This is a genomic window from Yinghuangia sp. YIM S10712 (genome assembly GCF_051388935.1).
GTDB lineage: Bacteria > Actinomycetota > Actinomycetes > Streptomycetales > Streptomycetaceae > Yinghuangia.
In genome coordinates, this window is the sequence record NZ_JBPKBI010000001.1 from 535,323 (window position 1) to 560,083 (window position 24,761).

Sequence of the window (24,761 nt, forward strand, 5' to 3'; positions counted from 1 at the left end):
CGGTGCCGCCGGCGTCAACGGGGCCGACGCCGGCGGCACCGTCATGCCCGGCGTTCGCGGATCCGGACGACTTGGGGGTCCGGGAGCCGAACCGCTGTTCGTGCGTTGGGCGTCTCGGCTAGCGTCAGGGCGGACAGCGGCACCGACACGGGCACGAGCACGGACCCAAGCGTCGCGGCGGATACGGCACGAGGAGAACGGACATGAGCGGCAGGCCTGGACCGGGCGCACGCGGGGACGACCCCAACGCGCCCGAAGACGAGGGGCTGTCGATCTTCGGTCCGTTGGAACTGCCGCGCGACGAAACAGAGTTGCTGCCCGCCTACGACGAGTACGCGCAGTATGGGGATCCGGGCGGCACCCAGGTCGCGACGCCGTCGATGCTCCTGCCGCCCCACCCCGGGGGCCCGCCGCCCGGCCCGCCGCCCGCCTACCCCGGCGGGCCCCCGCCCGCCCATCCGGCACCGCCGCCGTACGCCCCACCCGCCCATTCGGCACCGCCGCCGTACGCCCCACCCGGTCAGGCCGCGGCGCCGCCCCCGTATCCCGCAGCGCATCACGCGCCCGCCGCGGCGCCGACGGAGGCCTTCCCCGAAGGCCTGTTCCGTTCCGACCCGCCCGCGGGGCCCGGGCCCGGGTACGCCGCTCCGGCCGCCGGGTATCCGCCGGCGGGTGCGCAGCCGCAGTACTCGGAACCCGCACGCCGTCCCGGGGGAGCGTCCGGGGCCCCGCGCCGCACCGAGTTCGGCGGGTCAGGACGCGGCTCGGGGCCCGGGGTGCCGCGCGCGGCGATCGTGGCCGGGGCGATCGGCGTTTTCGTGGTGCTGCTGGCCGTCGTGGTCTTCGCGAGCGGGATGCTGGACGAAGACGAGGGCTCGAAGAACACCGGCGCGGCGGGCGCGAGCAGCCCCGCAGCGAGCGCGGTTGCGGCGACGACCGCGCCCGCGTCGTCATCCGCACCCGCGACATCCGCCGCACCGGCGAAGTCCCAGGCCGAGCGGTTGGACGAGTTGTTCGACGTGAGCGCGGGTTCGCGGTCCACTGTGCAGGACGCGGTGCGGGAGATCGACCGCTGCGGCGACATCGCGAAGGCGGTGCAGTCGCTCAACGCGGCGGCCGAGCAGCGGGATCAGCAGGTGCGCACGCTGGCCACGCTCCAGCTGGACGAACTGGGGCGCGGCGACGAGCTGGCGAAGTGGCTGCGCGAGGCGTGGCAGGCCTCAGCCCGCGCGGACCGCGCGTACGCCGCCTGGGGCCGCGAGAACGCCGAGGACGCGTGTGAGGACGGCAAGCGCGCCAAGCGCACCGACAACCGCCGCGACGCCGACAAGGCCAGCCAGGACGCGACCGAGGCGAAGAACAAGGCCGTCGCGCTGTGGAACCCGGAGGCGGCGAAGGCCGGCCTCGGCAAGCGCACGGCGGGCGAGATCTGAGGGGAGCCCGGGGCCGACGAGGGCGGCGCGTGGCACCCGGCCGGTGAGCCGTGGGGCGCGGCAACCGGCCGCGCGCGATGAGTCGTGGGACAGCATGCTCGTGGCCGGCGGTACCGAGGGACCGGCCGCGACCCGGGTGCCGAGTGCGCTGGTGGGGCTTCACCCGGCGTCGCTCGGACGGGTGGACGGGGTCGTCGCGGCTGCCCCACGGGCCGTTTCAGATCGTTGCCCGGGGCCCGCCGCCCCGACCGTGGCGAAGGCCGGGTGTGCGCAGCGCCGTTGATGCGCACAGCCGGTCCGTCCGGGCGGTGTGTCAGCCGACTTCCGCCGCGACGGTCTCGCGTACTCGGACCTCGTGGACGGGCAGGGCCACGGCCTCGTCGTCGCCGTCCAGACACAGGCCGGTGCGCAGGTCGAACGCCTCCTTGTACATCGGCGACATCACCACCGGCACGTCTCCACGCGAGCCGACGATGCCGCGCGAGATGACCTGGGCGCCGCTGAACGGGTCCAGGTTGCCGACGGCGTAGACCGTGCCGTCGCGGTCGAGGAACACCGCCACCTGCTCGCCGTCGACGAGCGCCGCGACGCCGCGTCCGGGGATCAGGTCGGCCAGGCGGCAGACCGTGCTCCAACCGCCGTCGGCCGTGGCGATTTGTACGTGGGCGTCCGGCGTGATCTCCGCCGCGATCTCCGCAGTCACGAGGTCCTTACCTCCAGGGTCGGGCCGGCGATGAGGCCGGCGGTGGGGAGGGGCGCGCCTTCTTCGCCCGGCTTGGCCGGGCGGATCTGGTCGCGCTCGGGTACGAAGGTGACGCTGGGGTCGGGGGTGCCGGGAGCGTTGACGAACGACACGAACCGCCGCAGACGGTCGGGGTCTTCGAGGGTCGCGCGCCACTCGTCCGCGTACGTCTCGACGTGGCGCTGCATCAGTTCGTCGAGGTCGTCGCATATCCCGAGCGAATCGTCCATGATCACCGCGCGCAGGTGGTCGAGCCCGCCCTCCATGCGCTCGACCCACGGGGCGGTGCGCTCCAGGCGGTCGGCGGTGCGGATGTAGAACATCAAGAACCGGTCGATGGTCCGGATCAGCGTTTCGCGGTCGAGATCGGAGGCCAGCAGGTCGGCGTGCCGGGGCGTCATGCCGCCGTTGCCGCCGACGTAGAGGTTCCAGCCGGACGACGTGGCGATGACGCCGAAGTCCTTGCTCTGCGCCTCGGCGCACTCGCGCGCGCAGCCCGAGACGGCCGACTTGAGCTTGTGCGGCGACCGCAGGCCCCGGTAGCGCAGCTCCAGTTCGATCGCGAGGCCGACGGAGTCCTGGACGCCGTAGCGGCACCACGTCTCGCCGACGCACGACTTCACGGTCCGCAGCGCCTTGCCGTACGCGTGCCCGGACTCGAAGCCGGCCTCCACCAACCGCTGCCAGATGAGCGGCAGTTGGTCGACCGAGGCGCCGAACAGGTCGATGCGCTGGCCGCCGGTGATCTTGGTGTAGAGGCCGAAGTCGCGGGCGACCTCACCGATCGTGATGAGGCCCTCGGGGGTGATCTCGCCGCCGGGGATCCGCGGGACGACCGAGTACGAGCCGTTGCGCTGAAGGTTGGCCAGGAAGTGGTCGTTGGTGTCCTGGAGCGAGGCCTGCTCGCCGTCGAGGATGTGCCCGTTGGACAGCGACGCGAGGATCGAGGCGACCACGGGCTTGCAGATGTCGCAGCCCGAGCCCTTGCCGTGTTCGTCGATCAGCCGCGCGAAGCTGGTGATGCCGCGTACCTGGACGATCTCGAAGAGTTCGGCGCGGGTGTGCTCGAAGTGCTCGCACAGGCCCTTGGCGACCTCGACGCCGTTGGCGGTGAGTTCGTCCTGCACGATCGTGGTCAGCATCTTGACGCACGAGCCGCAGCCGGTGCCCGCCCGCGTGCACTTCTTGACCGACGGGACGTCCGTGCATGCCTCGGAGGTGACCGCCGCGCGGATCGCGCCCTTGCTCACGTTGTGGCACGAGCACACCAGGGCCTCGTCCGGCAGCGCGGAGGCTCCGATGGAGACGGGCGCGCCGGCCGATTCCGGGAGCACCAACTGCTCCGGCGGAGCGGGGAGTTCGGCGCCCGAGAGGCACAGCGGGCGGAGCAGGTCGTACGATCCGGCGTCGCCGACCAGCACACCGCCGAGCAGTTTGCCGTCCGAGGACACGACGAGCTTCTTGTAGACGCCCTCGCGGCTGTTCGAGTACAGCACTTCCAGGCAGCCCTCGGCGGTGCCGTGCGCGTCGCCGAAGCTGGCCACGTCGACGCCGAGCAACTTGAGCTTGGTGGAGGTGTCCGCGCCGGTGAACGAGCCGGAGCTCTCGGTGAGTTCGTGTGCGACCGCCTCGGCCATCTGGTAGCCGGGCGCGACCAGGCCGTACACGCGCCCGTCGCTCGCCAGCGCGCATTCGCCGATCGCCCACACGTGCGGGTCGGAGGTGCGGCACGTCTCGTCGACCACGATGCCGCCGCGTTCGCCGACGTCCAGGCCGCAGTCGCGGGCCAGTTGGTCGCGCGGGCGGACGCCGGCGGAGAAGATCACCAGGTCGACGTCGAGCGTTTCGCCGTTCGACAGGCTCATGGTGCGCGCGCGGCCGTCGTCGCCGACGCCGATCTCCTGCGTTCCGGCGCCGACGTGCACGGTGACGCCCAGGTCCTCGATCTTGCGGCGCAGCGCGTCGCCGCCGCCCGCGTCGACCTGGATGGCCATCAGGCGGGGCGCGAACTCCACGACGTGCGTGTCCAGGCCCATCGCCTTCATCGCGCCGGCCGCCTCCAGGCCGAGCAGCCCGCCGCCGACGACCGCGCCGGTCTTGGCGCTCTTCGCCCAGGCCTCGATCGCTTCGAGGTCCTCGATCGTGCGGTAGACGAAGCAGCCGTCGGCGTCGTGGCCGGGCACCGGCGGTACGAATGGGTACGAGCCGGTCGCCAGCACGAGGGCGTCGTAGCCGAAAACCTCGCCGCTGCGCGCGGTCACGGTCCGCGACGCGCGGTCCACCGACACGGCCGGGTCGCCGAGCCGCAGGTCGATACCGTGCTCGTCGAGGAACCCGTCCGGGACCATGGACAGTTCGTCGGCGCTGGTGCCGGAGAAGTACGAGGTCAGGTGCACCCGGTCGTACGCCGCGCGGGGCTCCTCGCAGAGCACCGTCACCTTCCACGCACCGGCGCCCTGCTCGGTCAGGGCCTCCAGGAAGCGCTGGCCGACCATGCCGTGGCCGACCAACACCAGCCGCTTGACGGCAGTTTCATTCACATTCACGGAAGACTCGATCACTGGGGGGCTCCTTGCGTCACGAGCAGGTGCAGGGGGTCCTCGGGGACCGGTTCGTCCCGTTCATAGGCGTGGGTGAGGGCGCCGACGGTCGCCAGATCGCCGACGAGGATCGCGCCGACCAGGCGGTCGCCGCGCAAAACGAGCTTCTTGTAGGACCCGCGCGTCGGGTCGGCCAGGCGGATCACGTCGTGGGCCGCGCCGTCGACGGGGTCGACGTCGCCGAACGCCGCGATCTCGACCGGGCCGGCGGTGAGCCGGGCGAGCACCCGCGAGCCGGGGTACGCGGCCTCCGCCCCGCAAAGATGCGCCGCCAGCACGTCCGCCTGCTCCCACGCAGGGCCGGCCAGTCCGTGGACCCGGCCCCGGTGTTCGGTGCAGTCGCCGATCGCGTACACGTCGGGCGCGCTGGTCGCGAGCCGGTCGTCGACGACGATGCCGGTGCGCACCTCAAGCCCGGCTGCGCGGGCCAGGCCCACGCGGGGCCGCACACCGCACGCGAGCACGACCAGGTCGGCGTCGAGGCGGTAGCCGTTGGCGAGTTGGACGCCGGCCGCGCGGTCGGTGCCGTACACCGACTTCGCGCGGTTCTCGGCGTACACGACGACGCCGAGCTCGCCGAGCGCGCGGTGCAGGGCGGCACCGGCCTCCTCGTCGAGGTGACGCTCCATCAAGTACGGCGCCTGGTGGACGATCTCCACCGGAAGTCCGAGCGCCGCGAGGGCACGCGCCGCGCTCACGCCGAGGATTCCGCCGCCGATGACCACCGCGCGCTTCGCGTCCGGCACCGCCTCGGCGAGCCGCGCGCAGTCAGCGAGGGTGCGGAACGCGTGGACGCCCTGCTTGAGTTCGCCGCCCTCGCCGGTGTTCGACGTGCAGTGCAGGTTGCGGATCGGCGGAAGGACCGGGTTGGAGCCGGTCGCGAACACCAGCGTGTCGTACGCCGCGATCTCGCCGTCGCCGAGCTCCAGCGTCCGCGCCGCCGTGTCGACCGCGACCACCTCGACACCCGTGCGCATCTGCGCCGACGACGCCGGCAGATGGATCGCGTCGGCCGCGTAACGGCCGGTCAGCACGTCGGCGAGCAGCGCCCGGTTGTACGGCGCGTGCCGCTCGTCCCCGAACAGCGTGATCGCCGCGTCCGGATCACGGGCGAGAAGTTGCGACGTCAGGCGGGCGGCGGCCATCCCCGCGCCCACGACTGCTATCTGACGAACGGTCATATCGAGCTCCCGGCCTCGGCTGCCGCCACATCCGCACGCTCCACCCGCACCGCGCACACCTTGAACTCCGGCATCCGCGACGTGGGGTCCAAGGCCGGATTGGTCAGCGAGTTCGCCCGGCCCGCGCCGCCCCAGTGGAACGGCATGAAGATCGTGTCCGGCCGAATCGTCCCGGTCACCCGCGCCGGCGCGACCGCCTGGCCGCGACGACTGGTGACCGCGACCATCTCGCCCTCGCCGACGCCCAGCCGCTCCGCCAGATGCGGGTGCAACTCGACGAACGGCCCCGGCGCGGCCTGGTTCAACTCCTCGACGCGGCGCGTCTGCGCCCCCGACTGGTACTGCGCGAGCACCCGCCCGGTCGTCATGTACAGCGGGTACTCCGCGTCCGGCTCCTCCGCGGCGGCCCGGTGCGTCACCTCGACGAACCGCGCACGGCCGTCCGGTGTCTCGAAGCGGTCCAGGAAAAGCCTCGGCGTGCCCGGGTGTTCCTCGCTCGGGCACGGCCAGAAGACGCCGTCCTCGCGCCGGATGCGGTCGTACGTGATTCCCGCGTAGTCCGCCTGCGCGCCCGACGTCGCCGCCCGCAGCTCGTCGAAGACTGTCTCCGGGTCCGTTGGGAAGCCGTACGCCACCCCGAGCCGCCCGGCCAAGTGGTGCAGCGTGAACAGGTCCGTGCGCACCCCCGCCGGCGGAGTGATCGCCGCCTGCCGCAGGATCACCCGGCCTTCGAGGTTCGTCGTCGTGCCCGTCTCCTCGGCCCACTGCGCGCTCGGCAGCACGACATCGGCCAGTTCCGCGGTCTCCGACAGCACGACGTCGCTGACCACCAGGAAATCCAACGACCGCAGCCGCTCGGTCACGTGCGCGGCGCGCGGCGCCGACACCACGGGGTTCGAGCCCATCACCAGCAGCGACCGCACTTCGGAGCCCAGCGCGTCCAGCAGCTCGTACGCGCTGCGCCCCGGACCGGGCAGCGAGGCCGGGTCCACGCCCCACACCGACGCCACGTGCGCGCGGTCGGCGGGGTCGGTGATCGAACGGTAGCCGGGCAGTTGGTCGGCTTTCTGCCCGTGCTCCCGTCCGCCCTGCCCGTTGCCCTGCCCGGTCAGGCAGCCGTACCCCGAGTACGGACGCCCGGCCTTGCCGGTCGCCAGGCACAAGTTGATCCACGCGCCGACCGTGTCGGTGCCCTTGCTCTGCTGCTCCGGGCCGCGCGCGGTCAGCACCATGCCGCTCGCCGCCTCGGCGAACATCTCCACCGCGCGGCGCATCTGCGGCACCGGAACCCCGGTGATCCGCTCCACGCGCTCGGGCCAGTGCGCCATGGCGGCGGCCCGCGCGGCCTCGAAACCGCTGGTCCGCTCGGCCACGAACTTCTCGTCCACGTGGCCGTCGGCGATCGCCAGGTGCAGCATGCCCAGCGCGAGCGCCAGATCGGTCCCCGGCACGGGCTGGAGGTGCAAGTCGGCCTCGGCCGCCGTGCGGGTGCGCCGGGGGTCGATGACGACGACCTTCCCGCCGTTTTCCTTCAGCTCCGTCAGGTACCGCAGCGCCGGCGGCATCGTGTCGGCCAGGTTGCTGCCGACCACGATCGCGCAACCGGTCTTGGGGATGTCCTCAAGCGGAAACGGCAGCCCGCGGTCGATGCCGAACGCCTTGCGGTTGGCGGCCGCCGCCGACGACATACAGAAACGGCCGTTGTAGTCGATGTTCGAGGAGCGGAGCACCACCCGGGCGAATTTGCCCAGCAGGTACGCCTTCTCGTTGGTCAGACCGCCGCCGCCGAAGATCCCGGCCGCGTCGTTCCCGTACTTCTCCTGGACCGCGGCGATGCCCGCGGCCACCCGGTCGAGGGCCTCGTCCCAGCCCGCCTCGCGCAGGATCCCGTCCGTGCGTACCAGCGGGGAGGTGAGCCGCACACCCGTCCGGAGAACCGCGGCGGCGGTACGGCCCTTGCCGCACAACGCTCCGCGGTTGACCGGGAACGCCGTACGCTCCACGACCTCCACACCCGCGTCCCCGGCGGCGGACCGCAGCGCCATGCCGCACTGCAGCGCGCAGTACGGGCAGTGCGTGTCGGTGACGGCAGTCAGCGTGGTGGCTGCCTCGGCGGTGTGTGTCATGCCAGTGAGCGTGTCCGCACGCCGTTACGCGTCCGGGTCGCGTGTGTTGCGGCGGAGGTACGGCTGCCTCACAACCGCCGACGAAGATCGTGAAACCGCCGACACCGGCGAAGGTGCTGGTGGGGCTACGCCTAACCCCGACGTGACTGCTGCGCAACAGGTTGGAAACACACATAGGTCAGCCTCACGGCATGGGTACAGCCGTGGACTTGTCGGAGCCGTTGGTCGGATTCACCATCGGCGTGACCGCCGCGCGCCGTCGCGACGAACTGGTCGCGTTGTTGGAGCGCCGCGGCGCGAAGGTGGTCGAGGCGCCCACGATGCGCATCGTCCCGCTCGGGGACGACACCGTTCTGCGCCGCGCCACGGAGGCCTGCCTCGCCGGGCCGCTCGACTATGTGGTCGCCACCACCGGGGTCGGGTGGCGCGGCTGGATGAGCGCAGCCGAGGGCTGGGGCCACGGCGCCGAGCTGGTCGCGGCGTGCCGCGAAGCGGTCATCGTCAGCCGCGGCCCCAAGGCCACCGGGGCGGTGCGCGCCGCGGGCCTGCGCGAGGTGTACTCGCCCGGCTCGGAGGCGAGCGACGAGCTGCTGCACTGGCTGCTCGCCCGTGACCTGCGCGGACGCCGTATCGCGTTGCAGGAGCACGGTGCGCCGCTGGAGGGCTTCGCCGCGGCGTTGACCGAGCGCGGCGCCGACGTGATCGCGGTGCCGGTCTACCGCTGGGGCCCGCCGGAGGACCCCGCGGCGGTCCGCAAGCTCGTCGAGGCGACCGTGCGCCGCGAGGTCCACGCGCTCACCTTCACCAGCTCGCCGGCGATCGAGGCGTTGCTGGAGGCCGCCGACGAACTCGAACGGCGTTCGGACCTCCTCGACGCCATGCGCGGCGACGTCCTGCCCGTGTGCATCGGCCCGGTCTGCGCCCGGCCCCTGCACGAGCACGGCATCGAGACGATCTGGCCCGACCGGGGACGCCTCGGGTCGCTGGTCCGCACGATCACCGAGGAACTGCCGCTCCGGGCCCGCCGGGAACTGGACACCGGCAAGGACCGGCTCGTCCTCCAGGGAAACGCGGTGCTGGTCAACGGCCGCGTCATCTGGCTCCCCCCGGTCCCCGGCGCGGTCCTGCGCGCCCTCGCCGAGAAACCCGGCTGGGTGCTCAGCCGCGCGGAACTGCTGAAGAAGGTGTGGACCGGCGCCCGCGCCGACGAACACGCCGTCGAGGCGGCCGTCGCGAGGCTGCGGTCGGCCCTGGGCCCCCACTCCGGCCTGGTCCGGACGGTCACCAAACGCGGGTACCGGCTGGCGGTCGACCCGTGAGCAACGCTTCGCCGCGCGTTTCGCGCGGAATTTCGCCCAGGGCCGCAGACGGGCTCGGGGACGGTTCCGGACAGGGCTGGGAGTCGGGTGTCGGCCGTGTCCGTGCCCCCGCTCGGGAAACCGTTTCGTTGTCCGGCTCCCCGTGCGGCACCGGCCCGGTTCCGCTGCTGGCCGTCGCGCACGGCACCCGCGACCCCGCCGGGCTCGCGGCGACCGCCGACCTGCTCGACATGATCCGCGGCATGCGCCCCGGCCTGCGGGTCGAGCTCGGTTACGTCGACGTTGCCGAGCCGCTGCTCACCGACACCCTCGCGCGGCTTGCCGGTCCGGTCGTCGTCGTGCCGCTGCTGCTCGGCGCCGGTTACCACGTACGCGAGGACATCCCCGCGGCCCTGGCCACCGCGCCGCAGGTCACCGCCCACGTCGCGGACGTCCTCGGGCCGGACCCCCGGCTCGCCGGGATACTGCACGAGCGGCTGACCGCAGCGTGGGGTGTCGGCGATCCACAGCCTGTGGACACCGAAGCGGACGTGCTGCCGGACGCGTGCGAAGCGATAGTTCTCGCCGCGGCCGGCTCCACCGACCCGTCCGCCAACGCCGACGCCGCCGAAATGGCAGCGCTGTTGGGCGACTTGACCGGCCGCACGGTCGTCCCTTCCTATCTGTGCGCGAGCTCGCCCACCCCGGCCGAAGCGGTCGCCGCCCTGCGCGCGGACGGGATAGGCAACGTCGCGGTGTCCGGTTACCTGATGACCCCGGGCTACTTCGCCCGCAAGGCCGCGGCGTCCGGCGCGGCTGTGACGTCGGCCCCCCTCGGCGCGCACCCGGCGCTGGCCGAGGTGGCGTTGGACCGCTACGACGCGGCGATGGGGGCGGCGTACGGCACCAACTGGCTTGGCCGGTAAGGTCCTTCCTCCGAGTGGTGGGGTGCAGGGGGAGGGTCCTTTGATGCGGTCGCGTACGCGGGGGTTGGCTGCCTTGGCGGCAGCGGTGGTGCTGGGAGCGGGTCTGACCGCGTGCGGCGATGACGACGAGGGGCCGGCGGTGGGCGGCGACGCGCCGAGTATCGGTGCGCCGACCGGCGGCGGCGAGACGGAGGAAGACGACGAGGGCCAGGTCGACTCCGCCGCCGCAACGACCTCCCCTGAACAGCGGGCGGCCTACCGGGATCGGTTGGCCGACTACCTCAAGAGCACGTCGCAGGGCGCTCACGTGACCAGGGTGGAGCTGACCTTCCTGGATGTCGACATGCTCACGGTTGAGGTGGACACCGATCTGACCGATGCCTGGAAGTCGGAGCTCATGATGCTCGCCGCCGAGGCGGAGGAATGGGCGACCGATCACCGCGAGGTGGAGGTGCACTCCATCGACGTTCACAGCGTCGGCCGGACCGACACGAGCTATGGCATGGTGCCCAGGCGCGGCGCGGCGCAGGACAGGGGAGACGCTTACGCGGCCGAGCTGCTGGCCTTTCTGAAGGCGACTCCCGAGGGCGCCTCCGTTGTCCGGATCAGAGCCTTTGTACTCGACGGTCACGCGGATCTGACCGTTCAGACCGACCGCAAGCCGTATCCGACCGGGGACTTCAGCCCGCCCGCCGCCGAGACCCGCGCGATTGTCGCGGCGCTCCGGAAATCCATTGAGGGGTGGGTGCAAGAGCATCGCGAACAGCGTGTGGACGGCGTGACCATCATGGATGTCGGCAAGGGCCTCCTGGAGCTGGCCGCAGGCAACTGAACCGCCTCAGCCGAGCCGGGCGTTCCCGAGCCCGAGGCATTCCGGCCCGGTGCGGTGTTCGGATGTCCCGCCGGGGCCGAACCCCCATGGCGCGCCGAACGGCCCCTGCGGCATGATCGTTGTCGTCATGGGCCGAACGGGTGACACCGGCCCTCATCACATTCGAACGACGATTCGGTGAACCCGGCGGCGGGCCAAGGAGGAGAGCGCCACCATGGCACGCATGCGCCAGAACACCGTCCCGTGGTGGCGTTGGCGGGCCCAGGTCCGCTCCGCGCTGCACATGTTCGGCGATCCCGCCTTCCAGCAGGAGAGCTGGCTGACCGGGCAGGCCGAGTACGGCTCCGTGACCGACGCTGTTTACCGGCTCGTCGGCGACACCTGGCTGGACCGCTGGTCGGCCGCCACCTACATCGGCCGCATCTTCGTCGACGGCGACGAGGCGGAGGCCGTCGACCAGGCGGTGCTCGCGGCGCTCGCCGTGCTGCACGAGGTGGGCGAGGAGCAGCCTGCCGGCGCCTACTTCGCGCATCCCGCGTGGCCCGAGCTGGTCCGCAAGGCCCGCGCGGCACACGAACGCCTCGCCGCCGCCGACGCCGACGACCCGGGGCGACGGCCGGACACCCTCGACGTGCTGCGGATCCGCACCGGGGGGCGCTGAGCACCCCTCGCGACGTGGGATCCTGGGGGACGAAGTCGCGGGGCGCACAGTCATCCGCACCGACGGTTTCCGGATCCACACTCGCGCCAACGCTCGATACCCGCCCGATATCCGAGGAAGGCACCAGGATGTCCGACCAGCCCATGCAGCCCGTACCGCCGACGGTCGCCGGTGGAGCGGTCGGTGCGGGCGGTGCCGGGGCTCCCGTGCCCGCCGAGTCCGCCGAGCAGTACGTGCTGACGCTGTCGTGCCCCGACAAGCGCGGCATCGTGCACGCGGTGGCGAGTTTCCTCATGATGACCGGCTGCAACATCGTCGACAGCCAGCAGTTCGGCGACCGCGACACCGGCCTGTTCTTCATGCGCGTGCACTTCACCGCCGAGGAGAACGTGACGCTCGACGCGCTGCGCGCCGGGTTCACCGCGGTCGGGGCGTCGTTCCAGATGGACTGGCAGATCCACGACGCCGATTCGCGCATGCGCGTCATCGTCATGGTGAGCAAGTTCGGGCACTGCCTCAACGACCTGCTCTTCCGCGCGAGCATCGGAGCGCTGCCGGTCGACATCGTCGCGGTGGTGTCGAACCACCGGGATTTCGAGGAGCTCTCCGCGTCCTACGGGGTGCCGTTCCACCACATCCCGGTCACGCGCGAGACCAAGCCCGAGGCCGAGGCCCGCCTCGTGGAGCTCGTACGCGACCTCGACGTCGAACTGGTCGTCCTGGCCCGCTACATGCAGGTCCTCTCCAACGACCTGTGCAAGGAGTTGGAGGGGCGGGCGATCAACATCCACCACTCCTTCCTCCCGAGTTTCAAAGGTGCCAAGCCGTACCACCAGGCGCACGCCCGCGGCGTGAAGCTGATCGGCGCCACCGCGCACTACGTGACCGCCGACCTGGACGAGGGCCCGATCATCGAGCAGGAGGTCGAGCGCGTCGACCACGCGGTGACCCCCGAACAACTGGTCGCCGTCGGCCGCGACGTCGAGTGCCAGGCCCTGTCGCGCGCGGTGAAGTGGCATTCGGAGCACCGGGTGCTGCGCAACGGCAGCCGCACGGTCGTCTTCGCCTGATCGGGCGGGGCGCCGGCCCGGAAGAGGTCAGTGCCGCGCCGACCCGGCGAGCAGCGCGGCGACCCCGATGAGCCCGGCCAGCGCGCCGAGAGCGAGTCCGACCCGCGCCCGCAGCGTCGGCAACGGCGATGATCCGCCGGGTTGTTCGCGCGAGATCGTCGACGATCGGCCGGTCAGCACCACGCCGTCCGGGCGCCGTTCGACGCGCCCGGAGACGTAGACCCGCTCGCCCGCCGCGAGGACGGTCTCGCTGCGGTCGCAGCGCGAGACCCGCCGCATGCGCCGCGCGCCGAAGTCGACCGCCACCACGCCGTCTTGCGGCACGCCGCCGCCGACGGTGTCGCGGCTCGCCACCGGCAGCCGGACCGCGCGCAGCCCGACGGGGTCGACGACCACCGCACCGGTGTCGTCGCGCAGCAGGAACGGCCGGTCCGACGAGCGGACTTCGGTACGGCCGCGGCCCCGCCGGGCCGGCCGCAGCTCGCTGTGGTGCAATGGCCCGTCGCCGTCGAAGTCGCGCACCCGGGCGGGCTCTTGCTCGACCCAGTACTCCACCGCCGCACTGGTGAACCACACGCACGCCCGGCCCGAAACGGGCGCGCGCACCAACCCGTCGGGCAGCGGTTCGACGGCCCCGAAGACGACCACGCGGCCGTCGGCGTGCGCCGCATCGGCGCAGGTCATCAGACGTGCCCGTGACAGGCACAGACCTGTCGGCGCGGTGGCGAGCGCGAGGGCGGCGACAACGAGTGCGATGACCCCGAACATGACCATGTGAGGTCAACATACGCCGCGGCCCCGATCATGTCACGGCGTTCGTCGGGCCCCGAAAACCCTTTGCGGGCACCTCCCCTGACATGGCTTCATGGATCCCGACAGGCAATCCCGCGCGGCTCCGGACCACCTCCGTGGCAGCCGCGCCGCGAAGGAAAGGAGCGGTCCGGTGCGGTTCCGCGAGCAAGGCCGGCGCCCCGCAGACAGGTGCGGCGCCCCGGCCCGACGCAGGTAACCCCGTTCCGCTCCTTTCCGCGGTCTCGCTTCTCTGCTTGCGGCGGCCACCGGCTCCGCCACGGCGACCGCCGGAGGGGCCGCCCCGGCAGCAGCAGGGTGCGCACGTCCGGTCGCAGGCCGGGCGGCCCCTCCTCTCCTGTACCGACCCAGTCTTGGGGCCGCCACGGCCCACTACCGCGCAGCGCGGACGTGGCACAGACTTTTCAGTGAACACACTTGGAGTGTGAGCAACCATGACGTACACCGAGGTTCCCGGCGCGCGTGACGTGCCGATCCGCATGTGGACGGATCCGTCGCAGATCGAGAGCCAGGCGCGGCAGCAGTTGAACAACATCACCACGCTCCCGTGGCTGCACGGCCTCGCGGTCATGCCCGACGTGCACTACGGGCGCGGCGCGACCGTCGGCTCGGTCATCGCGATGAAGGACGCCGTCTGCCCCGCGGCCGTCGGCGTCGACATCGGTTGCGGGGTCTCCGCGGTCCGTACGTCGCTGCGTGCCGACGACCTTCCGGGCGACCTCGGTCCGCTGCGGGCGAAGATCGAGGCGGCCATCCCGGTCGGGTACGCCTCGCACAGCGAGGTCGTGGCGGTCGACAAGCTTCCCGGGCTCTCGCTCGCGGCGTGGGACTCGCTGTGGGAGCGGTTCGGCGACCTGGCCCCCGAGGTCCACGCGCGGCGTGAGCGGGCGGGCGTGCAGATCGGGTCGCTGGGCTCGGGCAACCACTACGTGTCGCTCGACGTCGACGAGTCCGGTTTCGTGTGGCTCCAGCTCCACTCTGGTTCGCGCAACATCGGCAAGGAGCTCGCGGAGCACCACATCGGCGTCGCCCGCTCGCTCCCGCACAACCAGGACCTGGTCGACCGCGACCTCGCGGTCTTCGTCGCGGACACCCCCGAGATGGAGGCGTACCGCCGGGACCTGTACTGGGCCCAGGAGTACGCGCGCTTCAACCGCGACGTCATGCTCGCGCTGTACGAGCAGGTCGTGCGGGACTTCTTCGGCAAGAGCGGAAGCAAGGGCCGGAAGAAGGTGTGGTTCGACCAGCGCATCTCGTGCCACCACAACTACGTGTCGGAAGAGACGTACGACGGCGTCGATGTGCTGGTCACGCGCAAGGGCGCGATCCGCGCCGGCCGTGGTGAATACGGGATCGTCCCCGGCTCGATGGCCGCGGGCTCGTACATCGTGCGCGGGCTCGGGAACGAGCTCGCGTTCAACTCCGCGTCGCACGGCGCGGGCCGCAAGATGAGCCGGAACGCGGCGAAGAAGCGGTTCACCGTGCAGGACCTCGTCAAGCAGACCGAGGGCGTCGAGTGCCGCAAGGACGCCGGTGTGGTCGACGAGATCCCCGGCGCGTACAAGAACCTGGGGCAGGTCATGCGGCAGCAGGAGGACCTGGTCGAGGTCGTGACGCACCTGAGGCCGCTGATCACGGTCAAGGGCTGAGACGAACGCAGGGAGTTTCGAGGGGGCCGCCGGGCGGCCCCCTCGAAGCGTTCGTCCGCCGTCAGCCCGCGCGGCGCAGGGTGCCGGTCGGGTTGCCGGTGGTCTCGGCGATGATCTCGCAGGTCATGGTGTCGCCGCCGACGTTCACCAGGCGCAGTTTGATCTGGCCGCCGGACGCACACACCTGTATACCGCCTGCGAGTGTGGGCTGCGGCTTGCCGTCGGGCACGTCCTGAAGGAGCAGGCCGTCTCCGGAAGCGGAGACGAGCTTGGAATTGCTCGTGCAGTTGCCGTCGACGAGCGCGCCGCCCGCGTGCGACGACGTCGAGGCCACCAGGCCTTGGGCGTCGGGTTGGTGGAGGACGACGGTGAAGGTCGACGTGGTCCAGCCGCTCTCGGTGGTGATGCTGCCGGACCACGTGCCGACGTAGTCCTCGGGAATTTTCGTGGGGGAGCCGGCGGTGGCGCCGGACACCTCGGCGGCGGTGCCCGCCGTCGTCGGCCGCGAAGCCGAGGGCCGGGACGACGACGGACCGGAATCCGAGGTGCCGACGGGCACGGTGCCGGCGTCCGTCGGGGACGTCGCGCCGGGGTTGACCGAGCCCGCGGGGCTTGTGGGGTCGTCCTCGCCGGAACGGGCGACGAGCGCGGAGGCGCTGACGATCGACACGGCGGCGGCGATCGCCGAGACGTAGAGCCACGCGGTGCCGCGCCGCGTCCCGGATTTCGCCGGTTGCGGCGGAGACGCGGGGGAACTCCCGGGTGGGCTCGCAGGAGGATTCGCGGGCGGGTTGGCGGGCGGGTTCGAGGCCTGGGGCGGAGTGGACCGCGCTGGACCGGCGTTGGCGGGAGGCGGCGCGTGCACCGGCGTCCCGGACGGCGGCGGGTAGTTCGCCGCAGGGGCCGCCGGGGCCGCCGGGGACGCCGGGGCCGAGGACGGCTTCGGCGGCGCGGCCGGCTTTGGTGGGCTCGCCGCGGCGAAGCTCAGCGGCTGCGCCGCCGGCGGGTACATCGAGTACGGCTGTGACGGCGGCTCGGTCGGTGCGTACGCAGAGGGCGGTTGCGAGGGCGCGGTGGTCTGCCCGTCGAGATATCCGCCGGAGCGTCCGCCCGAGTACTCGCCCGAGTGCGCGCCGGTCCGCCCGGTGCCCGTCGGTGCCGCCGCTTCTCCGACCGGTTCGGGGTCGGGTTCCGGGGCCAGTTCGTCGATTTCCAGCAGGGCGATCGCGCGACGGCTCAGGTCCGTCGTGAGCGGCCCGGGCAGCCAGCCCGGCTCGATGAGCGCCGCGGTGCCCCCGTCCGGGGCCAGTTGCTCCAAAAGCTCCTGCGGAGTCGGGCGGTTCCCCGCGTACTTCGCCAGGCAGGCCGAGATCAGGTCACGCAACGCCGGTGGCACAGCGCCGAGTTCGGGCGACTTGGAGACGATGCGGAACATCAGCGCCTGGCCGCTGCCGGCACCGAACGGACCTTCCGCGGTCGCTGCGAACACCAGCACCGAGCCGAGGGAGAAGATGTCCGTCGCCGGTCCGACATCGCGGCCGTCGACTTGTTCGGGCGACATGAACCCGGGGGAGCCGACGGTCGATCCGGTGCGCGTGTGCACGCTCGCGTCGAGCGCCCGCGAGATGCCGAAGTCGATCACGCGCGGCCCGTCGAGCGACAGCAGCACGTTGGTCGGCTTGAGGTCCCGGTGGATCAGGCCGGTGCCGTGGATTCCGATGAGCGCCTCCGCGAGCCCGGCGCCGAGTGTGCGCACCGACGCCTCGGGCAGCGGCCCGTGGCGGTCGACGGCCTCGAACACGGACGGACCCGCGACATAACCGGTCACCAGCCAGGGCCGGGCGGAGTCGGTGTCGGCGTCGATGACCGGTGCGGTCCACGCGCCGCCGACCCGCCGCGCGGCGGCCACTTCGCGCCGGAAGAGGTGCCGGAACCCCGGATCGTCCGCGAGTTCGGGACGGATCACCTTGACCGCGACCGTGCGCCCTCCCGGGCTGCGGGCCAGGTATACGCGTCCCATGCCGCCCGCACCGAGCACGCGCAGAATGCGGTATCCGCCGATCTCCCTCGGGTCGTCCCGGTCAAGTGCTCGCACCCGGCATGCCCCTTCTCTCCCCCGATCGCCCCGAAAGCTCCCCCGCCCACACTCGGGCGAGGATACGTCGACCGGCCCCGAGGCTGCTCGACCCGCGTCCGGGCAGCGCAGCGTCCGGTCGGTGCCGGTGTACGGCGGTACGCGGGCGAGCCCCCAATCGGGACGAATCAATCCTGTGTGTCCCGGCTCCCCGTACGACGTGCGGTGCCCTTCACACCGTTCGTTCACACGCCTGGCCGTGCGCCGCCCCGCACCGGCAACTGCACGATGGAATCTCTTGGTTCCGCACTGTATGCGGGCGTCGGCCCGTGCGGGAGGGGTGGTCGGCACGAACCGCGCACGGCCCTCACCGGCCCGGATCGCTGTTCGTTCCGCACACCCCACCAGATGCGATCTTGTGCCGCAACCCGGCAGGATGTCCTATCTGACGTCCCATCAGATCAGGGGGAGGCGGGCGATCGCGCGACGGCGGCGCCGAATCCGTGATTTCTTCACCCAGGAGGCACGACCCGCAGGCCACCCGAAGGAGTTCCGATGGACATCCGCGAAGCGCTCTACACCACCCGGGCCATGCGCCGGGTCACCGCCGAGCCCATCCCCGACGACGTCCAGGCGCGCATCCTCGACGCCGCCGTCCGCGCACCCAGCGGCGGAAACACGCAGGGCTGGCGCTTCCTGCTGGTCGACGACCCGGACCTCAAGGCGCAGCTCGGCCCGATGTACCGCGAGGCGCTGGCCGGGCTGTGGACGGGCCCGTACGCACCCCGGCTCGCCGCCGCCGAGGCGGCCCCCGAGACGCCCGAGGCCCGGCAGTTCTTCCGCGTGCGCGACTCGTCGCAGTGGCTCGCCGACAACTTCGAGCAGGTCCCGCTGTTCCTGTTCGCGTTCGTGCAGAACGACCCGACCGGCGGCTCGATCTTCCCGGCGGTGTGGAGCGCGCAACTCGCGGCCCGTACCGAGGGTGTCGGCTCGTCGTTGACCTCGGTGCTGGGGCTCGCCCACCGGGACGCCGTCATGCGCGTCCTCGGCGTGCCCGAGAACAAGGGCTGGCAGATGGCCTGTTGCGTGTCCTTTGGCTACCCCACCGGCCGCTGGGGTGTCGCGCCGCGGGTGCCCGCGCACAAGGTCGCCTACCGGAACAAGTGGGGCGCCCCGGTCGGCTTCGAGATCCCCGAGCCCTTGTGGCCCGACGCCAAGTCCTCTGAAGGAGACGGAACATGACGCCTGCTCAGCCACCCCTGTCGGAAAGCGCCGCGTTCGTCTCCGGCGGCGGCAGCGGCATCGGCCTCGCGTGCGCGCTGCGGTTCGCCGCCGAGGGCGCGCACGTGACCGTCGCCGGGCGCGGCGAAGACCGCCTGGGGGCCGCGGTGGCCGAGCTTGAGGCGGTTGCCGCGCCGGGCGCGCACGTTGGTTACGTGGTCGCCGACGTCACCGACGAGGAGCAGGTCCGGGCCGCCGTCGACCGGGCGGCGTCCCTGGGCCGCCCGCTCAGGGCCGTCGTGGCGTCCGCGGGCGGCAACTCGACAATGGGCCCGATCACCCTCGTCGACACCCGGAAGTGGCGCGACACGGTCGACCTCAACATCACCGGCACGATGCTCGTGCTCAAGCACAGCGCCCGCCACATGGTCCGCGCCGGGGGCGGCGCGTTCGTGGCGATCTCCTCACTCGCGTCGTCCGCCACGCACCGCTGGTTCGGCGCGTACGGGGTCTCCAAGGCCGGCATCGACCACCTCGTACGCCTCGCCGCCGACGAACTCGGACCCAGCGGCGTCCGCGTGCACAGCATCCGCCCGGGCCTGGTCCGCACCGACATGGTCGACATGGTCACCGAGGGCGGCCCCGTCCTCGACGACTACCTCGCCTGCACGCCTCTGGGCCGCATCGGCGAACCCGACGACATCGCCGCCCTCGCCGCCTTCCTGGTCGGCCCGCAGTCGACCTGGCTCACCGGCCAGAACATCAACGCCGACGGCGGCCACCACCTGCGCCGCGGACCCGACTACCGCCCTTTGCTGGAACCGCTGTTCGGCCCCGACGCCCTCCGCGGCGTGGTCGAGGAGTGACGGCCGTTCCGCGAAGGACGGGTAGGCGCCGGTGAGGTGACGGCACCTCAGTTGTCCAGCCGGTAGGACTCGGAGCCGTCGGGGCCCTTGGGGTGTCGCCGGTGACCGTGATGCGCTGCATCGAGCGGCGCGCCTGTCCCCTGCCCGCCCGCCAACGCCGACGAGGCGCCTCCCGGCTGGGGAGGCGCCTCGTACGACACGTGTCGACCGCCCGCGACGGGCAGCCGGAGATTTCACGGCGTGTTCACAACTGGCTCACAATTCTCGCTCGCGGCTCGCTCGTGGTCCGCACCAGAAATGCGTCAGGAATGCATCAGGCAGTACAACTGGTCGCCCGCGCGGTGGAGTTCGTGCGCGAACGCCGTCCAGTCGTGCAGCATCCGGTAGAGGAGATACGCGTCGCGCGGGATCCGCCGGTCCGGCACCGTCGACCAGATGAACGCCGCGGCGCCCAACTCCTCGTCGGTGGCGTTGCGCAGCACCTCCAGCAGTATCGGCGGCAGTTGCATCACCGCGTGCGCCGGGTGCAGCACGACAAGTTCGAGCGGCGGGGTGGCCTCGCGCGGCGTATCGCCCAGGAGCGACAGCACCATGGCGCTGACCGTCTCCGGTTTGACATTGCTGATGTACGAGTTGCTCGGCCGTTCTCGCGGCTCGCACGGGTCGAGGGGGTCGATGAGCGGGGGGACCCGAGCGGCGGCGGCGCGGTCCGGAGCGCCGAAGTACTCGTACGTCACTCCCACCGGCCGCCTCCTTTCGCGCTTACGCCGTACTCGTCCTGCTGTGTTCGTTTCACCAGTGGTCTCGGGGTGAGGGGCTGCTCCGAAGTGTCGCTCGCGCGACACGGGGATGATCGTCCCAGGTCGGTCCGGCGTGCGGGATGGACGTTACGTAACAGGTGTGCACCACTCGTGGCCCTGCGGAACCGGGCCGTCGGCGGGCGCGTCACGGGCCGGCCGTCGGGGTCGACATACCCGGCAATATCCCCTGTGGGAAAGCCACTTGGACCGTCCGAGTCCTCGCCGCCACGCGCACCCCGCCTGCCCTGAATACCGCGCTGCCCAATGCCCGACCGCTGACCGACCGATGTCCGAATTGCCGTACCGCCGCGAGAAGTCGGGGGACTTCCATGACGGCAAGTGACGGATCGTCTGATAATACCGGCCGGTTCCGTCCGCTCGGCTCCGCCTCAGGGTCGATTTTCCCTTTCCTTCCGTGTGTTCGCGAGCGACCGCGGGCATGAGCGCCGCACGGGCCGCCGCCGGCGTCGTCGGCGCCGACGGCATGGTTGCCGCCTCGGGCGCCGAGTCGCCCATCTGAACTTCTCCCCAGCTCACCCCGCGAAGTCACCTGGAAATACGCCGCAGCGGATCACATTCCGCCACGGCCCCCGGTTTTCCGCCTCCGAGCACCGCCGCGTTGCGCCTGCCGCCGCCCTCCACGCCGCCCCCGCTTCCCCGCGTGCGCGTCGTCCGCCCCCCTCCCGCACCCCGATCGTTGCGCCCCCCTCCCCAGCCCTGCCCCGGGCGCCCCGCGCCGCACGCCTGCCATCCCCCGCCTCCGCCCGCTGCCCGAGTGAGAGCATGGCATCGTGAGCGCAGTCAGTGACTTCCCCTCGTATCCGTCCGATGCCCCCGCGTCGCAGGCCCTCTTCGAGCGGGCCCGCGCGGTGACGCCCGGCGGCGTCAACTCCCCGGTGCGGGCCTTCCGCGCGGTCGGTGGGACGCCGCGCTTCATGGCCTCCGGCCGCGGTCCCTACCTCACCGACGCCGACGGCCGCGAGTACGTCGACCTCGTCTGCTCGTGGGGCCCGATGCTGCTCGGCCACGCGCACCCCGCCGTCGTGGACGCGGTCTCGGCAGCCGTAGCGCGCGGCACGTCGTTCGGTACGCCCGGCGCGGGGGGGGGNGCCCGATGCTGCTCGGCCACGCGCACCCCGCCGTCGTGGACGCGGTCTCGGCAGCCGTAGCGCGCGGCACGTCGTTCGGTACGCCCGGCGCGGGCGAGGTCGACCTCGCCGAGGAGATCGTCGCGCGCGTCGCGCCGGTCGAGCAGGTGCGCCTGGTCACGTCGGGCACCGAGGCCACGATGTCGGCGATCCGCCTCGCGCGCGGCTTCACCGGCCGCAGCAAGATCGTCAAGTTCGCGGGCTGCTACCACGGCCACGTCGACGCGCTGCTCGCCGCGGCCGGGTCCGGCGTGGTCACGTTCGGGCTCCCGGACACCCCGGGCGTCACCGGCGCGCAGGCCGCCGACACGATCGTCCTCCCGTACAACGACCTCGAAGCGGTCCGTGAGGTGTTCGTCGCACACGGCGCCGACATCGCGTGCGTGATCACCGAGGCCGCGCCCGGCAACATGGGCGTGGTCACCCCGACGCCCGGCTTCAACGCGGGCCTCGCCGAGCTGTGCCGCGCACACGGCGCCCTCTTCGTCTCCGACGAGGTCATGACGGGCTTCCGCGTCTCGCGGTCCGGGTGGTACGGCCTCGAAGGCGTGACCCCCGACCTGCTCACGTTCGGCAAGGTCATGGGCGGCGGGTTCCCGGCTGCCGCGTTCGGCGGGCGCGCCGACGTGATGGGCCGCCTGGCGCCGGCCGGCCCGGTCTACCAGGCCGGCACGCTGTCCGGGAACCCGGTCGCGACCGCCGCCGGCCTCGCGACGCTTCGCAACTGCACCGAGGCGGTGTACGAGCACGTCGACCGCGCGTCGGAGACGCTGCGCACCGCCGTGTCCGAGGCCCTGGCCAAGGAGGGCGTCGCGCACACCGTGTCCAACGCGGGCAGCATGTTCTCGGTCTTCTTCACCGACCAGCCCGTGACGAACTACGACGAGGCGCGCGCCCAGGAGGCGTTCCGCTACTCCGCGTTCTTCCACGCCATGCTGGACGCGGGCGTCTACCTGCCGCCGAGCGCCTTCGAGGCGTGGTTCCTGTCGGCGGCGCACGACGACGCCGCCCTCGAACGTATCCTCGGGGCGCTGCCCCAGGCCGCCCGCGCCGCCGCGCAGGCGACCGAGTAAACCCGCAAGCGCGGCCCGCACAGGAGACCAAAAGACGATGTCCAGCAGCGATGTGACGATCGTTCACCTCATGCGCCACGGCGAGGTGCACAACCCCGACGGCGTCCTGTACGGGCGCCTGCCGGATTTCCACCTCTCCGAGCTCGGCGTGAAGATGGCCGAACGCGTCGCCGACCACCTCGCGTCCCGCGACATCACGCACGTCGTCGCGTCGTCCCTCGACCGGGCCCAGGAGACCGCCGCGCCGATCGCCGCCCGGCACGGCCTGGAGGTCGCGATCGACGACCGCCTCATCGAGGCGGAGAACATCTTCCAGGGCAAGACGTTCGGCGTCGGCGACGGTTCGCTGCGCAAGCCGGAGTACTGGAAGCACTTGCGCAACCCCTTCAAGCCGTCGTGGGGCGAGCCGTACATCGAGCAGGTCGTGCGCGTGATGGGGGCGCTCGGGCGGGCGCGGGACATCGCCCGGGGCCACGAGGCCGTGTGCGTGAGCCACCAGCTCCCGATCTGGGTCACCCGCTCGTTCGTGGAGCGCCGCCGGCTGTGGCACGACCCGCGCAAGCGCCAGTGCTCGCTGGCGTCGCTGACCACATTCACGTACGAAGGCGACAAGATCGTCTCGGTCGGCTACACCGAGCCCGCCCGCGACCTGCTGCCGGCGCACCTCCAGAAGAACGGCAAACAATTCGGGGCATAATCGGGCATCGCCATGTCGATGCCCGCGCGTTTGCCGTGCAGCTGCGGTGATCTGCCGTGCGTCACAAGCGATTTCGGCGGTGTTCCGCGACGCCGGCCCGGAACGGTTTCCCGCCCCGGGCCTTGACGCGGACCACCGCCGGACCTGCTTCCGCGGACCCGGTGCGGGACCCTCCGGACCCCATGCGAAACTTTTCACATGCTCACACGTAGCCCGATGCGTCGCGCCGCCGCGCTTGTCGCCGTGATCGTGCTCGCGCTGTCCGGGTGCTCGGGCTGGTCCGGCGCCGACAACTCGGACTCCGACGATCTGGGGTACGTCGAGGCGAAGGACAAGCTCATCCAGCGGGTCGCGGCGGCCGAGCGCAGCCCGGCACCCGACCTGTCCGGCACGACGCTGGACGACGCGAAGCTGTCGCTGGCGGACTACCGGGGCAAGATCGTGCTCCTCAACCTCTGGGCGTCGTGGTGCAGCCCGTGCCGCGGCGAGGCGCCGGTGCTCCAGAAGCTGTCCACCGAACTCGGTCCCCAAGGGGTCCAGTTCCTCGGCATCAACACCAACGAGTCGTCGGCCGAGAACGCCAGAGCCTTCGAGCGGAAGTTCGGCGTGACCTATCCGAGCCTCCACGACGGCTCCGGCGCGCTGGCCGACAGGTTCGACGGACCGCTGACTCCCCCCGGACTGCCCGCGACCTACGTCGTGGACCGCCAAGGGCGCATCGCGGCCTACCTCAAGGGCCCGGTCGACGAGGAACTGCTGCGTTCGATGATCAACCCCCTGCTCGGCGAGGGCTGATCCGTGCTCGTCGCCGCCGACACCACCGCGACGGTGCTCAACGGTTCGCTGCTGCTCGCCGTACCGATCGCGCTGTTCGCGGGGCTGGTCTCGTTCTTCTCGCCGTGCGTTTTGCCGCTGGTCCCGGGCTATCTGTCGTACGTCACGGGAGTCTCCGGCGCGGACCTGAAGGACGCCAAACGCGGGCGCATGCTCGCCGGCGCGCTGCTGTTCATGCTGGGCTTCACCGCGGTGTTCGTGTCGTTCGGCGCGGCGTTCGGCTATTTCGGCGACACCCTGAAAGACCACGAGGAGACGATCACCCGCGTCCTCGGCGCGATCACGGTCGTGCTCGGGCTGTCGTTCATGGGCGTACTGCCGGGCATGCAGCGCGAATTTCGCATTCACCGGCGGCCCACCCTCGGGCTGCTCGGGGCGCCTATGCTCGGAGTGCTTTTCGGCCTCGGCTGGACGCCGTGCATCGGGCCGACGCTGACCGCCGTCCTGGCGCTGTCCACCGACCAGGCCAGCGCGAACCGCGGCGCGGTGCTGACGGTGGCGTACTGCCTGGGGCTCGGCGTGCCGTTCGTCGTCGCGGCGATCGCCTTCCGCAAGGCGCTGGGTGCCTTCGCCTGGGTCAAACAGCACTACGTATGGGTGATGCGGATCGGCGGCGGGCTGCTCGTCCTGCTCGGACTGTTCATGGTCACGGGGGTCTGGGACCGCATCATCGGCGAGATGCAGGTCTGGGTCAGCGGATACACGGTAGGGATCTGAAGC

20 protein-coding genes and 1 pseudogene are annotated in these 24,761 nt (G+C 71.9%); 13 read left to right on the forward strand and 8 right to left on the reverse strand.

What is annotated here, in order from left to right; all coding sequences use genetic code 11:
- Positions 1 to 203 precede the first annotated feature (203 nt).
- Positions 204 to 1,433 (forward strand): hypothetical protein, encoded by a 1,230-nt coding sequence (locus ACRX5W_RS02490; protein WP_436786206.1) that lies wholly within the window; start codon positions 204 to 206, stop codon positions 1,431 to 1,433.
- Positions 1,434 to 1,746: 313 nt separating this feature from the next.
- Here the strand turns inward: ACRX5W_RS02490 and nirD are convergent, their stop codons facing one another.
- The 4 genes from nirD to ACRX5W_RS02510 all read right to left on the reverse strand — a co-directional run bounded on the left by nirD (position 1,747) and on the right by ACRX5W_RS02510 (position 8,082).
- The gene (gene nirD / locus ACRX5W_RS02495; RefSeq protein ID WP_436786207.1) at positions 1,747 to 2,136 is read right to left on the reverse strand and encodes a nitrite reductase small subunit NirD; all 390 of its coding nucleotides are present in this window, start codon (positions 2,134 to 2,136) and stop codon (positions 1,747 to 1,749) included.
- On the reverse strand, positions 2,133 to 4,670 hold the full coding sequence (gene nirB / locus ACRX5W_RS02500; protein ID WP_436786766.1) for a nitrite reductase large subunit NirB: 2,538 nt from the start codon (positions 4,668 to 4,670) through the stop codon (positions 2,133 to 2,135). Before nirB ends, nirD begins: the two co-directional genes overlap by 4 nt.
- A gap of 62 nt (positions 4,671 to 4,732) precedes the next feature.
- A complete protein-coding gene (locus tag ACRX5W_RS02505) occupies positions 4,733 to 5,956 on the reverse strand; it encodes an NAD(P)/FAD-dependent oxidoreductase (RefSeq protein ID WP_436786208.1) in 1,224 nt (407 codons plus the stop codon).
- Positions 5,953 to 8,082: a molybdopterin oxidoreductase family protein gene (locus tag ACRX5W_RS02510; RefSeq protein WP_436786209.1), complete on the reverse strand. Its 2,130-nt coding sequence runs from the start codon at positions 8,080 to 8,082 to the stop codon at positions 5,953 to 5,955. Before ACRX5W_RS02510 ends, ACRX5W_RS02505 begins: the two co-directional genes overlap by 4 nt.
- A 191-nt stretch (positions 8,083 to 8,273) precedes the next feature.
- Here ACRX5W_RS02510 and ACRX5W_RS02515 point away from each other — a divergent pair, with 191 nt between their 5' ends.
- The 3 genes from ACRX5W_RS02515 (at position 8,274) to ACRX5W_RS02525 (ending at position 11,138) form a co-directional block, all read left to right on the forward strand.
- Positions 8,274 to 9,401, forward strand: a complete 1,128-nt coding sequence (locus ACRX5W_RS02515; RefSeq protein ID WP_436786210.1) for a uroporphyrinogen-III synthase — start codon at positions 8,274 to 8,276, stop codon at positions 9,399 to 9,401.
- 128 nt (positions 9,402 to 9,529) lie between these two features.
- A complete protein-coding gene (locus ACRX5W_RS02520) occupies positions 9,530 to 10,306 on the forward strand; it encodes a sirohydrochlorin chelatase (protein ID WP_436786211.1) in 777 nt (258 codons plus the stop codon).
- A 73-nt stretch (positions 10,307 to 10,379) separates the two neighbouring features.
- Complete coding sequence (locus ACRX5W_RS02525) at positions 10,380 to 11,138, forward strand: hypothetical protein (RefSeq protein WP_436786212.1); 759 nt, start codon at positions 10,380 to 10,382, stop codon at positions 11,136 to 11,138.
- A gap of 6 nt (positions 11,139 to 11,144) precedes the next feature.
- Here ACRX5W_RS02525 and ACRX5W_RS02530 read toward each other — a convergent pair whose 3' ends face one another.
- A complete protein-coding gene (locus ACRX5W_RS02530; protein WP_436786213.1) occupies positions 11,145 to 11,267 on the reverse strand; it encodes a hypothetical protein in 123 nt (40 codons plus the stop codon).
- 85 nt (positions 11,268 to 11,352) lie between these two features.
- Between ACRX5W_RS02530 and ACRX5W_RS02535 the strand changes: the two genes are divergently transcribed.
- Positions 11,353 to 11,799 (forward strand): SCO4402 family protein, encoded by a 447-nt coding sequence (locus tag ACRX5W_RS02535; protein WP_436786214.1) that lies wholly within the window; start codon positions 11,353 to 11,355, stop codon positions 11,797 to 11,799.
- A gap of 128 nt (positions 11,800 to 11,927) precedes the next feature.
- On the forward strand, positions 11,928 to 12,869 hold the full coding sequence (gene purU / locus ACRX5W_RS02540; RefSeq protein ID WP_436786215.1) for a formyltetrahydrofolate deformylase: 942 nt from the start codon (positions 11,928 to 11,930) through the stop codon (positions 12,867 to 12,869).
- 27 nt (positions 12,870 to 12,896) lie between these two features.
- Here purU and ACRX5W_RS02545 read toward each other — a convergent pair whose 3' ends face one another.
- Positions 12,897 to 13,643, reverse strand: a complete 747-nt coding sequence (locus ACRX5W_RS02545; RefSeq protein ID WP_436786216.1) for a hypothetical protein — start codon at positions 13,641 to 13,643, stop codon at positions 12,897 to 12,899.
- A gap of 470 nt (positions 13,644 to 14,113) precedes the next feature.
- Here ACRX5W_RS02545 and ACRX5W_RS02550 point away from each other — a divergent pair, with 470 nt between their 5' ends.
- Entirely contained in the window at positions 14,114 to 15,328 is a 1,215-nt protein-coding gene (locus ACRX5W_RS02550; protein WP_436786217.1) for an RtcB family protein, read from the forward strand.
- Positions 15,329 to 15,389: 61 nt separating this feature from the next.
- Here the strand turns inward: ACRX5W_RS02550 and ACRX5W_RS02555 are convergent, their stop codons facing one another.
- Positions 15,390 to 17,423: a serine/threonine-protein kinase gene (locus ACRX5W_RS02555; protein ID WP_436786218.1), complete on the reverse strand. Its 2,034-nt coding sequence runs from the start codon at positions 17,421 to 17,423 to the stop codon at positions 15,390 to 15,392.
- A gap of 534 nt (positions 17,424 to 17,957) precedes the next feature.
- On the opposite strand from ACRX5W_RS02555, the gene ACRX5W_RS02560 reads away from it, so the two are divergent.
- Together ACRX5W_RS02560 and ACRX5W_RS02565 are read left to right on the forward strand one after the other, a co-directional pair.
- On the forward strand, positions 17,958 to 18,644 hold the full coding sequence (locus ACRX5W_RS02560; RefSeq protein ID WP_436786219.1) for a nitroreductase family protein: 687 nt from the start codon (positions 17,958 to 17,960) through the stop codon (positions 18,642 to 18,644).
- The gene (locus ACRX5W_RS02565; protein ID WP_436786220.1) at positions 18,641 to 19,489 is read left to right on the forward strand and encodes an SDR family oxidoreductase; all 849 of its coding nucleotides are present in this window, start codon (positions 18,641 to 18,643) and stop codon (positions 19,487 to 19,489) included. The genes ACRX5W_RS02560 and ACRX5W_RS02565 overlap by 4 nt, the downstream gene beginning before the upstream one ends.
- A gap of 302 nt (positions 19,490 to 19,791) precedes the next feature.
- Here ACRX5W_RS02565 and ACRX5W_RS02570 read toward each other — a convergent pair whose 3' ends face one another.
- Positions 19,792 to 20,232, reverse strand: coding sequence for a hypothetical protein (locus ACRX5W_RS02570; protein ID WP_358362488.1), 441 nt, complete (start codon positions 20,230 to 20,232; stop codon positions 19,792 to 19,794).
- 848 nt (positions 20,233 to 21,080) lie between these two features.
- Between ACRX5W_RS02570 and hemL the strand changes: the two are divergent.
- The 4 genes and pseudogenes from hemL (at position 21,081) to ACRX5W_RS02590 (ending at position 24,758) form a co-directional block, all read left to right on the forward strand.
- A pseudogene (hemL, locus tag ACRX5W_RS02575) lies at positions 21,081 to 22,510 on the forward strand (glutamate-1-semialdehyde 2,1-aminomutase).
- A 37-nt stretch (positions 22,511 to 22,547) separates the two neighbouring features.
- Entirely contained in the window at positions 22,548 to 23,207 is a 660-nt protein-coding gene (locus tag ACRX5W_RS02580; RefSeq protein ID WP_436786221.1) for a histidine phosphatase family protein, read from the forward strand.
- Between the two features lie 198 nt (positions 23,208 to 23,405).
- Entirely contained in the window at positions 23,406 to 24,002 is a 597-nt protein-coding gene (locus ACRX5W_RS02585) for a redoxin domain-containing protein (RefSeq protein ID WP_436786222.1), read from the forward strand.
- Between the two features lie 3 nt (positions 24,003 to 24,005).
- Positions 24,006 to 24,758 (forward strand): cytochrome c biogenesis CcdA family protein, encoded by a 753-nt coding sequence (locus ACRX5W_RS02590; RefSeq protein ID WP_436786223.1) that lies wholly within the window; start codon positions 24,006 to 24,008, stop codon positions 24,756 to 24,758.
- The last annotated feature ends 3 nt before the right edge of the window (positions 24,759 to 24,761 follow it).

Bases quoted from the DNA above. Each gene is read 5' to 3' on its own strand.
- ACRX5W_RS02545 (WP_436786216.1), bottom strand. From the start codon at position 13,643: ATGGTCATGTTCGGGGTCATCGCACTCGTTGTCGCCGCCCTCGCGCTC.
- ACRX5W_RS02490 (WP_436786206.1), top strand. From the start codon at position 204: ATGAGCGGCAGGCCTGGACCGGGCGCACGCGGGGACGACCCCAACGCG.
- ACRX5W_RS02550 (WP_436786217.1), top strand. From the start codon at position 14,114: ATGACGTACACCGAGGTTCCCGGCGCGCGTGACGTGCCGATCCGCATG.
- purU (WP_436786215.1), top strand. From the start codon at position 11,928: ATGTCCGACCAGCCCATGCAGCCCGTACCGCCGACGGTCGCCGGTGGA.
- ACRX5W_RS02505 (WP_436786208.1), bottom strand. From the start codon at position 5,956: ATGACCGTTCGTCAGATAGCAGTCGTGGGCGCGGGGATGGCCGCCGCC.
- nirB (WP_436786766.1), bottom strand. From the start codon at position 4,670: ATGGTCGGCCAGCGCTTCCTGGAGGCCCTGACCGAGCAGGGCGCCGGT.
- ACRX5W_RS02565 (WP_436786220.1), top strand. From the start codon at position 18,641: ATGACGCCTGCTCAGCCACCCCTGTCGGAAAGCGCCGCGTTCGTCTCC.
- ACRX5W_RS02535 (WP_436786214.1), top strand. From the start codon at position 11,353: ATGGCACGCATGCGCCAGAACACCGTCCCGTGGTGGCGTTGGCGGGCC.
- ACRX5W_RS02510 (WP_436786209.1), bottom strand. From the start codon at position 8,082: ATGACACACACCGCCGAGGCAGCCACCACGCTGACTGCCGTCACCGAC.
- ACRX5W_RS02515 (WP_436786210.1), top strand. From the start codon at position 8,274: ATGGGTACAGCCGTGGACTTGTCGGAGCCGTTGGTCGGATTCACCATC.
- ACRX5W_RS02580 (WP_436786221.1), top strand. From the start codon at position 22,548: ATGTCCAGCAGCGATGTGACGATCGTTCACCTCATGCGCCACGGCGAG.
- ACRX5W_RS02560 (WP_436786219.1), top strand. From the start codon at position 17,958: ATGGACATCCGCGAAGCGCTCTACACCACCCGGGCCATGCGCCGGGTC.
- ACRX5W_RS02585 (WP_436786222.1), top strand. From the start codon at position 23,406: ATGCTCACACGTAGCCCGATGCGTCGCGCCGCCGCGCTTGTCGCCGTG.
- ACRX5W_RS02530 (WP_436786213.1), bottom strand. From the start codon at position 11,267: ATGACGACAACGATCATGCCGCAGGGGCCGTTCGGCGCGCCATGGGGG.